The sequence below is a fragment of the Algoriphagus iocasae genome (assembly GCF_014206875.1).
In the GTDB taxonomy this organism is placed as follows: Bacteria; Bacteroidota; Bacteroidia; order Cytophagales; family Cyclobacteriaceae; genus Algoriphagus; species Algoriphagus iocasae.
Map to the genome: position 1 here is coordinate 951,383 of NZ_JACIJO010000003.1, position 15,616 is coordinate 966,998.

General features: G+C 38.6%; 16 protein-coding genes. 4 read left to right on the plus strand and 12 right to left on the minus strand.

Annotated elements, in window-relative coordinates; all coding sequences use genetic code 11:
* Positions 1-85: 85 nt before the first annotated feature.
* From FHS59_RS18220 to FHS59_RS18260, 9 genes are all read right to left on the minus strand, one after another.
* On the minus strand, positions 86-505 hold the full coding sequence (locus FHS59_RS18220) for an HYC_CC_PP family protein (RefSeq protein ID WP_184496796.1): 420 nt from the start codon (positions 503-505) through the stop codon (positions 86-88).
* Between the two features lie 33 nt (positions 506-538).
* Positions 539-973, minus strand: a complete 435-nt coding sequence (locus FHS59_RS18225; protein WP_221444535.1) for a CHY zinc finger protein — start codon at positions 971-973, stop codon at positions 539-541.
* A gap of 26 nt (positions 974-999) precedes the next feature.
* Positions 1,000-1,209: a heavy-metal-associated domain-containing protein gene (locus FHS59_RS18230; RefSeq protein WP_184496797.1), complete on the minus strand. Its 210-nt coding sequence runs from the start codon at positions 1,207-1,209 to the stop codon at positions 1,000-1,002.
* Positions 1,210-1,472: 263 nt separating this feature from the next.
* Complete coding sequence (locus FHS59_RS18235) at positions 1,473-3,710, minus strand: heavy metal translocating P-type ATPase (RefSeq protein ID WP_184496798.1); 2,238 nt, start codon at positions 3,708-3,710, stop codon at positions 1,473-1,475.
* 76 nt (positions 3,711-3,786) lie between these two features.
* Positions 3,787-5,010, minus strand: a complete 1,224-nt coding sequence (locus tag FHS59_RS18240) for an MFS transporter (protein WP_221444536.1) — start codon at positions 5,008-5,010, stop codon at positions 3,787-3,789.
* Between the two features lie 65 nt (positions 5,011-5,075).
* The gene (locus FHS59_RS18245) at positions 5,076-5,660 is read right to left on the minus strand and encodes a Crp/Fnr family transcriptional regulator (RefSeq protein WP_184496800.1); all 585 of its coding nucleotides are present in this window, start codon (positions 5,658-5,660) and stop codon (positions 5,076-5,078) included.
* Between the two features lie 30 nt (positions 5,661-5,690).
* On the minus strand, positions 5,691-6,263 hold the full coding sequence (locus tag FHS59_RS18250; protein ID WP_184496801.1) for a helix-turn-helix domain-containing protein: 573 nt from the start codon (positions 6,261-6,263) through the stop codon (positions 5,691-5,693).
* Between the two features lie 9 nt (positions 6,264-6,272).
* A complete protein-coding gene (locus FHS59_RS18255; RefSeq protein WP_184496802.1) occupies positions 6,273-8,750 on the minus strand; it encodes a TonB-dependent receptor domain-containing protein in 2,478 nt (825 codons plus the stop codon).
* Between the two features lie 188 nt (positions 8,751-8,938).
* Complete coding sequence (locus FHS59_RS18260; protein ID WP_184496803.1) at positions 8,939-9,298, minus strand: DoxX family protein; 360 nt, start codon at positions 9,296-9,298, stop codon at positions 8,939-8,941.
* 207 nt (positions 9,299-9,505) lie between these two features.
* Between FHS59_RS18260 and FHS59_RS18265 the strand changes: the two genes are divergently transcribed.
* A complete protein-coding gene (locus tag FHS59_RS18265; protein WP_184496804.1) occupies positions 9,506-9,886 on the plus strand; it encodes a winged helix-turn-helix transcriptional regulator in 381 nt (126 codons plus the stop codon).
* On the opposite strand, the gene madM is transcribed toward FHS59_RS18265, so the two are convergent.
* The 3 genes from madM to FHS59_RS18280 are packed head-to-tail and all read right to left on the minus strand — an operon-like array spanning position 9,887 to position 12,491.
* On the minus strand, positions 9,887-10,648 hold the full coding sequence (madM, locus tag FHS59_RS18270) for a malonate transporter subunit MadM (protein ID WP_184496805.1): 762 nt from the start codon (positions 10,646-10,648) through the stop codon (positions 9,887-9,889).
* 4 nt (positions 10,649-10,652) lie between these two features.
* Complete coding sequence (gene madL, locus FHS59_RS18275) at positions 10,653-11,009, minus strand: malonate transporter subunit MadL (protein WP_184496806.1); 357 nt, start codon at positions 11,007-11,009, stop codon at positions 10,653-10,655.
* Between the two features lie 6 nt (positions 11,010-11,015).
* Entirely contained in the window at positions 11,016-12,491 is a 1,476-nt protein-coding gene (locus tag FHS59_RS18280; protein WP_184496807.1) for an acyl-CoA synthetase, read from the minus strand.
* A 147-nt stretch (positions 12,492-12,638) separates the two neighbouring features.
* On the opposite strand from FHS59_RS18280, the gene FHS59_RS18285 reads away from it, so the two are divergent.
* The 3 genes from FHS59_RS18285 (at position 12,639) to FHS59_RS18295 (ending at position 15,616) form a co-directional block, all read left to right on the plus strand.
* Complete coding sequence (locus tag FHS59_RS18285) at positions 12,639-13,100, plus strand: GbsR/MarR family transcriptional regulator (RefSeq protein WP_184496808.1); 462 nt, start codon at positions 12,639-12,641, stop codon at positions 13,098-13,100.
* 72 nt (positions 13,101-13,172) lie between these two features.
* Positions 13,173-14,546, plus strand: a complete 1,374-nt coding sequence (locus tag FHS59_RS18290; RefSeq protein ID WP_246388512.1) for a TolC family protein — start codon at positions 13,173-13,175, stop codon at positions 14,544-14,546.
* Positions 14,547-14,563: 17 nt separating this feature from the next.
* Entirely contained in the window at positions 14,564-15,616 is a 1,053-nt protein-coding gene (locus tag FHS59_RS18295) for an efflux RND transporter periplasmic adaptor subunit (protein WP_184496809.1), read from the plus strand.

Sequence of the window (15,616 nt, forward strand, 5' to 3'; positions counted from 1 at the left end):
ATAAAATGACCAGAATAGGAATTGACCAATCTTGATTTACAAGGTTTGGAAAGGATTGAGGTTTTCACCTCAGAGCATCACAGTATTAAATAAGGAAAGTTTGAAACAAAACTTGATGGTCCTGTTTCAGAAAGGGAGGGGTGTAATAGGAATATTCAGCAATTGAAGTTTCCTGAATGTTTCCGTTAAAAATAAAAGTATGTACAAATGCGACAGCGAAATCGAGATGAAGATTGATCCCAGCTTTTGCAAAGCTGAAATCTTCATCCATATTCATTACCTCAAATTCATTGTCACAGCAATTGGAGGACTTGAAATGATTTGGATGGTCTTCGTCAGAATCACAATCTGGAGTTTTCTGCTCCATCCCACAATTGATGTGAGACGCTTTAATAGACATTTCACTCAACATCTCCATTCCACCGCAGAAATGAGTGGATTTAGCCATCCCAATGCTTACGAAAAGCAGGATGAAGGATAGTGCTATGGAAATAGTCTTTTTCAACGCTGTAAAATTATGCTTTTTTTATGATTTAGGTTATTCTATTTTCTTCTTATCTGTTTCGAAGTACAAATGGTAGTGGTTACTACATCCAGGATTGAATGCTGCTTTGCAATTTGGGCAGGTGTTGTTACTGCTTTGATAATCAGCTATTGACAATTCTGTGCCGCAAACTCCGCAAAGAATTGCTTTCGAATCAAATTCAGATTTTGGCCAAACCTTAGGATCATGATCTGCAGTTTCCTCATGGCAAGAATAGCATGGATAATACTTTTCGCAGCATTTAAATTTGATCGCAATAATATCCAAATCAGAATGCCAATGCTGACATCTGGTTTGGTTGTCTATAGGTTTTCCGTAGACATTGATCCCTTTAATACTTGATTTGACCACTGGCAATGCCAAATTTGTTTGTGCTTTTGCACTGGCAATTAAGGTAAAAAGCAGAAAGAACAATAAGATTTTTCGCATTCCTGAAATTTCAATTCAATTGCAATTTATTCAGGTTTGGCAATAAATCCTGCTTTGATCACCGTTTTAAAGACTTCTTCGGGAGTAATATCCTCAGATTCTACGGTTAAAATGCGATCATCACTCTCCAGATCTACATTCCAGGATTGGATTTTAGGTTCTGCATTTAGCATTGGAGTGACTTTAGCCAGACAATTACCGCAATTGATGTTGGTTTTGAATTTTTGAGTTTTCATAATGGATCAGTATTAATTTAATATTTAATCAGTTTGAGGACTTTCTATTTTTTCTAGTAAAAATATTAAATGTCAGGCTGAGCGGAGTCGAAGCCGGGTCCTCGACTCCGCTCGGACTGACAAATTTGAAAATCCTATTTCTATTTTATATCTATTCAATGTTTTAAAATGGGTTTAAATCAATAGTTGTGTTGAAAGGTTGTAAAGTTGTAAGGTTGATTTACTCAACTTGGTACTTTAGACATTGTACTTTGTACCAAATGCTAGATTTTCTTACCCTTTAACCTAAGACTATTCAAAACTACCGAGACGGAACTGAATGCCATTGCTCCACCAGCAATCATCGGATCCAACAAGAATCCGTTAATTGGATAAAGCAATCCAGCTGCAATCGGAATCCCAATCAGATTGTAAATAAATGCCCAAAATAGGTTTTGATGAATTCCATGAACAGTCATTTTTGAAAGCCTTAAAGCCTTTGGAATTGCCTCTAAATCGGAAGATATAATGGTCATTTTAGCCACATCCATAGCAATGTCAGATCCATGACCCATCGCAATGCTGACATCTGCCTGTGCCAAAGCTTCGGAATCATTTATCCCATCGCCGACCATCGCGACGACTTTTCCCTGGCTTTGAAGGTCCTTGATGAATTCTGATTTGTCAGAAGGTAAAACCTCCGATCTAAAATCAGTCAGACCAACTTGCTTGGCTACTTCTGCCGCTGTCTGCTGATTATCTCCAGTAAGCATGTAGACATCGATCTTTTGGTTTTTTAGCTCCTCGATTGCCTTTTTTGAACTAGGCTTGATTTCATCAGAAATGGATAAAACTGCAAGAAGTTCATTTTTATTGGCAAAGTAAATCACGGTTTTGGCCTCTGATTTCCATTGATTCGCTTTCTTCTCAAACTCATTTGAAATCGAAATTCCTTCGGATTCCAACAATCTTTGATTCCCGACGAAATAGGTCATTCCTGATTCATCCTCTGCTTTGGCTCCTTTCCCAGTGATACTTTGGAAATTCTTGATAGTGGATTTTTTGACCTGGCTTTCTACCAAATGCTTAGAAACTGCCTCCGCTAATGGATGCTCTGACTTGGATTCAATAGCCAGAAGAATTGGATTGAAATTCCCTTTATTTTCTTCAGAAAGCCATTTTTCATTGCTTACACTTGGTTTTCCTGCTGTGATGGTTCCAGTTTTATCTAAGACAATCGCATTTACTTTGTGCGCCAATTCCAAGCTTTCGGCATCTTTGATCAGGATATTGTTTTCTGCTCCTTTTCCAATTCCCACCATGATAGCGGTAGGGGTGGCAAGGCCCAAAGCACAAGGACATGCAATCACCAAGACTGTCACGGAAGTCAGAAGCGCATGGGTAAATGCCTCATCTCCACCAAAAAACATCCAAGCTCCAAAGGTTATAATAGAAATCAGAATTACTGTAGGGACAAAGATCCCCGCAATTTTATCCGCCAATTTCTGTACTGGAGCTTTGCTGCCTTGAGCTTCCTGAACTCGTTTGATTATTTGGGAAAGGAGGGTTTCGCTACCTACTTTTTCAGCCTTGAAATGAAAGCTTCCTTTTTGATTGACCGTGCCTGCAAAGACTGCATCCTTTTCTTTTTTCTCTACTGGAACTGGTTCGCCAGAAATCATACTTTCGTCGACAAAAGAGCTTCCAGAGATTACATTCCCGTCTACAGGGATTTTTTCTCCAGGTCTAACGATGATTTCATAGCCTTTTTGGACTTCTGAAATTGGGATTTCTTTTTCCTCTCCATCGATAATCGCTTTTAGCGATTTTGGTTGGAGCCCCATCAGCTTTTTTAAAGCCGTAGTAGTATTGGATTTTGCTTTTTCTTCGAGAAGCTTACCAAAACTGATAAAAGTGATAATAACAGTAGCCGCTTCAAAATAAACATGAGGCATAATCCCTCTTTCAGTCCAGAACTCCGGAAATAACGTGTTTAAAACACTGAAAACAAAGGCTATTCCAGTACTCAAAGCTACCAGCGTATCCATATTTGCTTTGCCATGTTTGGCTTGCTTCCAGGCATTTACAAAGAAGCTTTTACCAAAAATGAAGAGAACAGGAATGGCTAGAACCATAGAAATCCATTTTCCCTGTTCCCAATCCATAAAAAACATCCCAAGAATAAATATCGGAAGGGTCAGAATTGCTGCTCCAATCGTTCTTTTCTTTACTTGTTCGTAATATTCTTGCTGTGCTTTCTCTCCGGCTTCTTCTGAATTTCCTTCAGTGACGACCAAACCATAACCGATCTCGGTCAAAGCTTCATTTAAACCCTCAGGTTGAATTTGGCTGGGATCATATTCCACTAAAACAGAATTGGATGCGAAATTGACCGAAGCAGATTTTACACCATCAGTATAGGATAAGATGGTTTCAACACTATTGGCACAGGATGCACAAGTCATCCCAGTGACTGGGAAAGTGTTTTTTACTAATTCTATATTACTTGTAGTGGTTGACATGATTTGTTGTGGTCTAATGACTTTACAAACTTCGGAATTATGTCATCCAATTTTGTTATGGAATTTTGAGCTTCTTTTATAAGATTTTGTCGACTGGAGAGCTTTCCTCCATTCTCAATTTTATGATAACTGATGAAGCGATGGTCAGTATTCCAATGGAAAAAATAGCTGTTGGAATTCCCCATTGGTCAGCAAGAATTCCTGATAAAATGGCTCCAAAAGCATATCCCAGGTCTCTCCATAATCGAAATGTGCCAATACTTTCTGCTCGTTGTACTGGATGGGTATGATCAGCGATTGCTGCCATAAATGTGGGATAAACCAAGGCTGTTCCAAAACCCAAAAGCACCATCAATAAAATCTGAAGATGGTAATTCATCAAATTTGGAAGAAGCAAGAGGATCAAACCTTGAAGGAGCATTCCGCCAAAAATCATCTTCTTTTTAGAAAATAGATCTGCCATTTTCCCTGTTCCAAGCTGACCAATTCCCCAAATCAAAGGATAGGTAGCAGTAATTACACCTGTTTGGTTTAGACTGAATCCATTGGATAATAATAAAACCGGCAAAAGTCCCCAGACCATTCCGTCATTAAGGTTGTTGATCAATCCAGCTTGCGTGATGCTACTTAAGGTCTTGTTTTTGATTGAGGTCTGAAGGAAAACTCGTTCTACTTTTTCTAATGTTGCTGTTTCTGACTCTTTTTTCACAAAGTGATGGGTGTCTTTGACCAGAAAAATAGAAAGGAGTAATCCTAGAATTGAAACGACAACTCCTATGTAAAACGGAGTGGGGGATACTCCGAATTTCTCAGCTAAGTACGCGGATAAATAGGCACTGACTCCCAAGGATAAATAGCCGGCAAACTCATTCATCCCCATCGCAAAACCTCTGTCTTTTTCCCCGACTAAGTCGATTTTCATGATGACCGTACTTCCCCAAGTCAAGCCTTGACTGACTCCTAAAAGGACATTTGCTAGAATAACATAATTCCAATTGCTAGCAAAAATCAAAAGAATTGGAACTGGAATGGCTAAAATCCATCCTAAAATCAAGAGCTTCTTTCGACCGAAATTATTGGCAAATTTTCCTGTCAGGTAATTGGTTATAGCTTTGGAAAAGCCAAATGCTGTGATGAAAGATAAAAAAGCAAAATTGGAACTCAGACCGAAAACTTCAGAAGCAAACTGAGGGAAAATTGAACGTTCCATTCCCAGCATTGATCCAACCAAAGCGTTGACAATGACTAGGACAAAGAATTGTTTCCAGTTTGCTTTAAGACCTAAAACAGGATTTGCCAAGAGATAAGAATTTGACACAAAGGTCACTATCCCTGCTTCCTGATCCTTTTACATTTGTTAAATAATCATCGGATGCTCGCCCGGATTCTACTGAGGCTTACTTGGGTGATACCAAGGAAAGATGCGATATGTTTTAATGGGATTCTTTCCAAAAGCGAAGGGAAATCGCTTAGTAATTGTCGGTATCTTTCATCAGCGCTATGAAATTGCAAACTTTCAATTCTATTGACATAAGCTACGTAGGACATCTCCATCATTTTTCTAAATAGCCTTTCTATTTCCGGATAAGAATCAAATAAGGTTTCCAATTTTGCCGCTGGAATTCCGATAAGTTCGGTGTCTTCAATAGCTTGAATGGCCTTTTTGCTGGGCTTTCCAGAGAACAAACTTTCGGCTCGGATGATCATGTCATTCTCAAAAGCAAAATATTCGGTGACATCAATTCCATCCTTCAAATAATAGATTCTTGCTAGTCCTGAACTGACAAAATAATAGGTGCGACAAGTTTGCCCAATTTCTTGGACATGTTTGTTTTTGGGAGTTTTTATTTCGAAAGCTATGGAATTTAAGGCTTCAGCTGCCTCTTCCGAAATGGGCTGAATTGCCCTAAAATAAGCGAGTAAAGAGGGGAAACCTTGTGTTTTTTCCATCTTTAAATGTAAGGAATTCGCTTAATGAATTTACAATTGGTCAAGGCCCTTGCGAATTGATTTTTTGTCTTTTTTAAACTCAGAGGGAGTCATCCCAGTCTCTTTTTTGAATTGAGTAGAAAGGTAGGCTACGCTGGAATAATCCATTTGAAATGCGATTTCGGATAAAGTCAGCTCATTATAGATGAGTAGCTCTTTGATCTTTTCGATTTTCTGTTTGGTGATGAATTTCTCTATCGTGATTCCTTCAACAGATGAAAACAACCGCGATAAATGGGAGTATTCCTGATTTAATTTTTCTGCAAGAAAAGTAGAATAGTTGGTTTGAAGAGGTTCATTTGAATAATGAATTTGATCAATTAAAATGGATTTAATCTGTGAAATAATCGCTGATTTTTCGCCTTTCAAAAGTTCGAATCCTTGATTATCTAATTTAGAGGAAAGCAGCTCTTCTTGCTTCTCAGTTAAAGTTTCCTGAAGGATAACTTTTCCCAATTCCACTGATTGAAATGAGATGTCCAACTTATTCATTGTCCTTTTTACTGCCTCAATACATCTTGGGCAGACCATGTTTTTAATTAAGATCTCTTTTGAATCGCTCATTCCAATTGGTTAAAACTCTTTCTCGCCAAACTCACTCTTGACGAATTTAGCTTTGTTCTTGGAACGGTTGAGCGTATAGGAAAGGTTCAGTATGACCATGTCCACTTCCTGGATATAATTTGTAGTCGTATAGAATTCGCCTTCCCGATAAGTGGTAATTCGTTGTTCATTCGTATCCAAAATTCCCATATCGATGTTTTGCCAAATCAAATTGGCAGAGAGCCTGTTGTCCAGCCAAGTTTTTTTGATGACAATACTCGGGGTGTAAAATCTAGAATCTTCTCCCTGAGCTGTCACTCTTTCCGATAGGTAATTTAAAGTTCCCTGGATACTCCAGTTTTTCTGGAGCGTGAAAGTGGTGTTGATATTGATCGAGTGAACCCAACTCTCCGTATTTACTGGGCGATCATCAAAACTGCCTTTTATAGAATAATGGTAAAGGTTTAATCCTCCGAAGACTTTCCACCAGCTGGTTGGAAATATTTCAAGTCCCAAGTCAATTCCCGTGGATTTTCCTGTTCCAACATTGGAATAGATTCTATTCAAAATCGTGTCATTGTAAACAGTATTTACTCTGTTTACCAGATTTTTCACTCTGGAGTGGTAGGCTGTCGCATAAAAACTGGAAGCATTCCAGGTTTTGATCAGGCCAACTTCAGCAAGATTTATAAATTCAGGAAGCAAGTTTGGATCTCCCTGCTCTAAGGTTTCTGAATGCTCTCTTTCTGGAAAAGGATTCATTTTAAATGTGGTGGTACGCTCCACACGCTGGGTGAAATTAGCTTTCAACTGAAGCCCTTCATTCACTTGATATCCTAAATTTCCGCTAAAGAATGGGCGTATAAAATCGTATTGGTAAACCGTATCAACAATTCCTGCCTTGTCCTCTAGGTCAAAACTTCGGTCCATACTTTCCACTCGGACACCCAACCCATAACTCAACTTTTCCAATTTCTTGTCAAGTTGGATATAGGCCGAATGGATATTTCTTTTCAATTCCACATTGCTGGAAAAGTCTGGAACCAATTCAAATTCACCAGTTTCATTGTTCTTCCTTTCATATAGGAAGTCACCTTTATGATCGAGTTTTCTGAATTGATACCCTGCTAATAACTGGCCGAAAGAAAATGGTTGAAAGGTATAATCCAGGTTGTATCGAATACCATTCAATGGATTATCATTGGTATTGTATTCTTCCTGATACACCTTGCTAAGATCGGGATAACCCAAGTTTAGATTGGAAGTTGGACCACCTAGCATACTGTACTCATAGAGAAAGGAAGTGCTGATTTTTGATTCGTTTTCGAAAACATGCGAATAGTCTAAACTTCCCAAAACTACATCACCTCTTCGTCTTTGGTCATTGGCATTGAAATATTGAAAATTGTAGAGTTCCTGACCGTTCGCAATGGCGTGATTGTCATAATACAAGATATCAGCAGTTCGGAGTTTGTCTCTAACAGCACCATAAAATCCTAGGCTAAAAACACTTTTTTCGGAAGGATTATATCCAATTGTAAATCTTCCGGAATAGTTTTTTTCGTCGATACTTCTTTCACCTTCGGAAGGAAAATAGGTGGTTGTATCACCCGACATGGTCATCACATTCCCAACTCTTCTTCCTGCGATGTCATTTCGTTGAAAACTGGCTCCAACGGAAATATCCCATTTGCCTTTAAGGTAGTTCAGGTTAAAGTCGGCTCCATACCGTTTCGCACGTTCTGCATTTCCATAATTTTCGATTGGTGGCATTCCCAGTTTGGTATTGAACTGCATGTAGAGACCATCAGTAGTTCCTGATTTTGTAATCACGTTGATCATCCCGGCTTTTCCCTCAGAATCGTATTGTGCAGAAGGAGATGAGATCCAATCTATTTTTTCAATACTGTTGGCAGGCAATTGACTTAGAATCATCATGGGGTCTGATTGAACAGGCTTTCCATTGATCATCACCACAAATCCGCTAGTGCCTCTAATAGAAATCTGACCATCCACATTAATGGCAACTCCAGGGAGATTTTTTAAGATATCGGCAGCATTTCCTCCCTGTGCAGCTTGGAAGTTTTCAGCAGAATAACTCTGCTTTTCGAGTTGGAAGTTGGTTGAAATCTTTTGTCCTTGGACTTCAATTCCTTCCATCATGGTTTCATCAGGTTCCAAGCTGATGATTCCTAAATTCCGGTTCTCGTTTTTTGCCAAGTCAAAGATTGGTGTTGCTTTGCTTTGGTATCCGATAAAGCTGACTTTTAAGAAATAAGATCCTGGTTTGAGTTTTTCAAGGAGAAATAACCCACCTACATCAGAAATACTTCCATCAATCAAACTGCTATCTCCAGCTGATAAAATAGAAATGCTACTAAACTCTAATGGAATATTGGTTTTTGCATCATGAACAATCCCTGAAATGCTGGATTGAGCATTTGCTATTAGTGAATTGAAAAATAAATTCAGAAATACAAAAAAACAGAGAGGGCCGATTCTTGACATTAATCAAAATTACGATACGCACTTTGTAATTTTGATTTTTTATTTGGTGAATGGTTTAAAATCAATTTGAAAATTTGGAGATTATTCCACATACACCTTAGTATATTGTGTAAGAAGCTAGGTTTCCAAAAATTCTCAAAAATAAAACCCAGAGGATTGGCTCTGGGTCTAGTTGGATTAGTTTTAATTTAAGCTGATTGCTTACTGAGGTATATCCTTGAAGTGATCAACAAGGCAGCTGCTACTACCGGCATTATAATCGCCGAAAAAGGGTGTCCATTTACAAAGTGAGCAATAAATGCTGAAATGAATGTGATTGCAAATCCCGCATAAGCCCATTCTTTTAGAAACTTGGGAGAAAATGGAAGTAGCAATACCAAAACACCCAATATTTTTGCCAATCCCAATTCTACCCGGAAGTAGTCAGGGAATCCCATTGAAGTAAATCCTTCTGAAACAGCAGGATCATTGAAATACGCAAATGCACTCATTAACATCATCAATGATATCAATCCTGTGGCTGTCCAATAAATAATTTTGTTTTTCATCTGTTTGTAATTTTGTTTTCAAAGGCCAGATGGAATCTCGCATGGATGACAATCATGCCAAAGTATGGCCCTTGCGTCATGCTTGATTTCATGGTTTAGTTTATTTTTTCTCAAAAGTAGGGTGAGTCACTATACATTTGTAAGTACTATACTGAAGTATAGTGCTATACTATTGTATAGTTTTGTCTATTTCACCAGATTTGTCCCATGAAAAATGAAGAGCGATTAGAAAAAGGGGAATGTAAGCTTAGAATTTTGCCTGTTCAAGATGCGTTGGAGATTCTGAGTGGTAAATGGAAACTACCAATCATTATAGCTTTGCTTCATGGAGTGAAGCGATTTTCCGAGATTTCAAAGGAGGTTACTGGAATTACGGACCGAATGCTTTCTAAGGAATTGAGGGATCTAGAAATGAATCACCTAGTAAAAAGAACGGTCTATGATACATTTCCTGTGACTGTGGAATATACCATGACCGAATATGGTGAAACACTGAAAGATGTAATTGGCGCCCTGTATGATTGGGGCAAAAACCACCGGATAAAAGTGTTCAACTTTGATAAAGAACCTGAAAACATCGAGAAGTAATCAGGCAAAAATCATTTCTAAAATCAAGAAGAAAAGAGAAGGACAAATCAGGCATCCCAAACCTGTATAAAATGTTGCAGTAACTGCGCCATAAGGAACCAATTTTGGATCTGTTGCTGCCAAACCTGCTGCCACTCCACTGGAAGTTCCCATAATGCCTCCAAAAGCCATGGCAGATCCGGGTGAATCCAATCCGATTTTTTTAGCGAAAATAGGAGTGAATATCGTTACCGCGATCGTTTTGACCAGTCCGGCCCCAATACTTAAAGCGATTACCTCAGAGCTTGCTCCTAGTGCAGCTCCAGTAACTGGTCCAACAATGTACGTACATGCTCCAGCTCCTATGGTGCAAAGACTGATGGGATCACGAAATCCCCATGCAAAAGCAATTGCAACTCCAGCGATAAAGAAAATTAGGATGCCAAACAGTAATGATATCATTCCGAGAAGCCCGGATTTTTTGACCAATAAATAGCTTGCTCCCAAAGCAGTCGCTACGATGGCAAAGTCCCGGAACATGGATCCTCCTAAAACTCCGATTCCTTTAAAGATTTCTATATCTGAGATTCCTTTGTTCCCTCCGGTAAAATATCCTCCTAAGTACCCTAAGACTAAGCCCAAGAAAATGGCAATAGCAGAACCAGGGATTCTGGATTTGAAAAATTTCTTTGAGACAAAGTTGGATCCAAGGGTTAAAAGTCCCACACATAGAAATCCTACAATCAGGCCATTTTTGTCAATCACTTTTAGCAATTCTTCCATTTGATTATTGCTTAAAGCTTTTTAATAAAACTGGGAAGAAAGCAAATCCTAAAAATACAGGAATGATTCCAACCAAAATGGCCAGGTTTCCGCTTGAAATGGCAGATTTGACATTTAGGCTTGCAGCCATAGCGATGACGACAGGGATATACATCTTATTCCAGAAATCAATTCCCAGAATCAAATCCTCTTTCCACCAACCTTTTCGCTCAAAAACCTCTTTGAGAACCATCAGAATCAGCATTGCGAAACCAACTCCTCCGACATTGGAATTGATGCCCAAAAGTTTTCCTAAAAGCTCACCAATCCACTGACCCACGAGATATGAAAATGAAAGAAGTGCTAAACCGTAAATTATCATAATCTATCAGAATAGCTTTTTCAATTCATTTTTAGTCACTTTTCCCATGGCATTCCTTGGAAGGTCTGGGATGAAAATGTATTTCCTTGGTGTTTTGTAAGCTGGCATTCTTTCTCGCATCCAGATATTCAATTGATCAGTATCAAACTCCTCATCCGCAACCAAAGCTGCTACAACCAATTCTCCCCATTCTTCATTTGTGATTCCCACCACTCCGCAATCTTTGATTTGTGGATATTTCCTTAGCACCTCCTCGATTTCCAAAGCTGAAATTTTATATCCTCCGGATTTGATGATATCAATAGAATCTCTTCCCAAAATGCGGTAATATCCATCTTCCAAAACGGCAATATCTCCAGTTTTAAACCATCCATCCGCTGTAAAGCTTTTGGCAGTAGCCTCCGGTTTTCCCCAATATTCTTTAAATACCGATGGACTTTTTATCTGAATTTCTCCAGGTTCTCCTGCCTTAACTTCTATGCCTTCTTCATCTACAGTTCTCAATTCAACTCTAGGCAAAGGCTGACCGATATGTCCAGCTCTTCTTTCTCCATTATAAGGATTGCTGACAGCCATTCCGATTTCGGTCATTCCATAACGTTCCAATAAATAATGACCAGAAATCTCTTTCCATTTTTCCATGACTGAGACAGGAAGAGCTGCAGAACCTGAAATCATCAATCTGAAATTTGACATGGCTTGATGCAGTTCGTTTTGCTCCTCTTCAGTCAGTTTTTCCCATTCAGCTATGAGTTTAAAATAAATTGTTGGAACGGCCATAAAGACATTTAATTTCCCTTGCAGGAAAATATTAAAGACTTCTTTGGCACTGAATTGATTTAGAAATTCAACAGTAGCACCTGACCATAATGCACAGCACAGAACGTTGATGATGCCATGAACGTGATGAAGGGGTAATATTTCCAGGATATAATCATCGGAACTCCATTCCCATGCTTTTACCAAAGTGGAAATTTGGGATTCTATGTTAGAATGCGTTGTCAAAACACCTTTAGGAAGTGAAGTGGTGCCCGAGGTATAAAGTATCATGGCACCTCTTGATTTCTCAATTTCCGGTAAGTCGGCTTCTTTGGAATTTGTTATTTGAGCGACTGTTGCAAAAGTTTTAGATGGATCGCTTTTATAGGTTTTTAGAATTTCTTCGTACTCTTCGCCAACCAGAATTATGTTGGCTCCGGTATCTTCAATGACGTATTGAAGAGAGGGTAGAGGATAGATAATACATAAAGGAACAGCAATACCACCCGCTCTCCAGATTCCCCATTGTGTTGCTACATATTCGAAACCTGGAGAGACCATAAATGCCACCGGCGCTTCCGATAAATCACTTTTATCTTTCAATAAAAAAGTAGCAATCTCTTTACTTCGATCAAATAATTCTTGAAAAGTGAAGGAATTGTCTTTTTCAACAATGGCTATTTTATTGGGTGTAGACTTCGCGTTCTCTACAAGCTGAAGCATAGTAAAAAGAGTTGATTGTTATTGTTTCAATATGAAATATATGGGCTATTGCTCAAAAAAGAAATTTTTTAGTTCTGTATTTGCAGAACTAACTGAACTTTGTTTATATTTGTGCCGTTATAAACCCATAACTGAAAATACGAAGCGATGGTATTAACTGAAAAGCATAAGGAATTAATTGAGCGAATTGGAGTTTTCCATGAGCACAAGGGAATGCAGCCTTTGGTTGGAAGAATTATCGGATTGCTTTTAGTTCATGATGAAGGCGAGGTTTCCTTCGACGAAATTGTAGAGCAATTAGGAGTAAGTAAAAGTGCGGTGAGTAATGCTTTGACATTTTTACAAGCAAAAGGTAGATGTGTTTACAGCACTAGACCTGGTGACAGGAAAAGATATTTTGCTTTGAAGGTGAGTGATTGGAGAGAAGATTTTGAAAAGGAACTCCAAAACATAGCCGAAATACAAAAATTTATCGATGAGGTCTTGGAGGTAAGAACTGAAAAGAACCCAGAATTCAATTGTAGAATGAGAGACTTTTCAAATTTCCTATGCTTCTTCAAGCAGGAGATTCCAGCCTTATTTGAAAGATTTAAGAAGCAGCAAGCTTAAAAAAATTTGAATTATTAGTTCACTAAAAACAGAATCAACTTTAATATTATAAATTAACTATTATTTAATACCATGTTCAGAAAATATTTTACATATCTGATGTTTCTGGTAAGTCCTTTAGGAGCCTTTGGTCAGGGGGATTTGAATACAGAAAAGGTCACGTATCCAGATACCCTGACACTGAGGCAAAGTATCGAGATCGGTCTTGAAAACAACCGGAATTTGAAAAAGGCAATTTTGGATGAGACCAAAGCCAAGTACAATAGAGACGAAATCAGAGGTGCTGGTTTGCCGCAGTTTTCGGCTTATGGTCAGTATAATAACTTCCTTGATGTTTTTCCACAGGCTGTACCGGGAGGGATTTTTGGAGGAGACCCAAATGATATTCAGGTGATTTCCCTAGGCGTACCGCAATCATTGAAGGCAGGATTTGAATTGAGTCAGTTGATTTATAGTAATTCCTATCTGATTGGGTTGAAAGCTGCCAAAACAGGGGAGGAGTTTTATAGACTTCTCGCGCAACAATCTGAGGAGGATGTGATTCATGAGATTTCCATGAATTATCTCGGAGCAATCCAGCTTCATCTTCAAAGAGAAAACTTGCAGGCAAATATTGATCAATTGGAAAGTCTGGAGAAGATCCTTCAATCTCAATATGAAAATGACCTGGCGAGAAAAGTGGATCTCAATCGAGTAAAAGTGAATTTGAGTTCAGTCAGAAGTGAGCTTGAAAACTTGGAGATTTCTATTTACCAGAGAGAAGGATACCTAAAGTTGGTAATGGGTATTCCGGTAGATACAGAATTAAAACTGGACAAATCAGTGGCTGATATGAACGAGAAAGTTCAGGATTTTCAAGTAGCGGATTTCAATATATTCGATAGAAAAGACATTCAATTACTGGGTGTTCAAGAGACCTTATACGAGTACGAATACAAGAATATCAAAGCTCAGCATCAGCCACAGCTTGTGGGTTTTGCAGATTGGAACAAAAATGCTTTTGCTCAGGAATTTGACTTTTTAAGTCAGAATAAAGTCTGGTACCAAGGATTTTTGATTGGACTAAAACTTCAGATCCCAATTTTTGATGGACTGCAAACCAAATCAAAAGCTGCCCAATCAAAAGTAAATGCCCAGCAATTAAACCTGGACAGAATGCAGGCAGAAGATGCGGCGGAGTTGGAATACAATACTGCAGTCAACAAGTACTACAATTCCTTGAGTACGCTGGCATCTCTAAAAGATAATCTGGAATTATCCAATGATGTTTTGAAAGACTCTGAATTGCTTTATAAAGAGGGATTGAGTCCATTGACAGACCTTTTGGATGCTGAGACTACCCAAAGAACCGCCCAGGCAAACTACAATAATCAGATCATTCAGGTGAGAATTGCCCAATTAGAAATTTTGAATTCCACTGGACAAATAACCAACCTATTAAACTAAAAGAAACACGTGCAACAATGAAAAAGGCAATAATAATTTTCTTTCTTTTTATGGCAGTGGGTGCAGTCGCCTACACACTATACAACAACAAAACTGAGATGAATGAGGCGGCAAATTTGGCCATGAAGTCCAGTGAGTTTATTTCCATCACGACAGAAAAAGTAGCTAAGAAAACTGTCAACAGGAATTTTGAGGCAAATGGTGTTTTTGAAGCGCATCAGGAATTGAAGCTGATGTCAGAAACGTCTGGATCGATTGTCAAAATTCTAAAAAAGAAGGGTAGCTACGTGAAGCGTGGAGACTTGATCGTGCAGATTGATGATCGTTTGATCCGTGCAGATTACGAAATCGCAAAATTAAACAGAGATCAGGCAGAAAAGGATTTGCAGCGCTATGCAAATTTGGCAGCTACTGATGCGATCACTAAAAAGCAATACGAAGAAAATGAAAAAGCATTTAAGATCGCCGATGCACAGTTCAGTGCTTTGAAGAAGAGATTGGCTGATACACAGATTACCGCTCCGATTTCCGGATTTATCAATGAAGATTATTACGAATTGGGAACCTTGGTTTCACCTGGAATGCCAATCGCAGATATCATCAATAAAAACCCATTGAAGCTGGCCGTGAAAGTAAGTGAAAGTGAGATCGCCAAAGTGAAAAGAGGGGATATGATTCCAGTGGAGGTAAATGCCATTAATGGTCAGGAGTTTTCCGGAAAAGTAGATTTTATTTCTGATAAAGCTGATGCTTCTTTTAAATACGAAGTCATTTTAGAAATGACCGGAAAAGATGCTGATCAGATTAAAGCAGGGATGTTTGGTACTGCAAAATTTGAATTTTCTCAGAATGAGGAAGTGCTTCAGATCAGCAGAAAATCCATCGTGGGGAGTTTGAAAAACCCAGGTGTTTATTTGATTGAAAAAGGTGAGGCAGTTTATCAGCCTGTGACCATCAATACTTTAGACGAAGGTACTGTTGAGGTATTAGAGGGTTTGACCGAAGGTCAGGAAGTGATTTCATCTGGTCTGATCAATATCAAAGAAGGAACAAAAGTAAAAGTTCAGTAA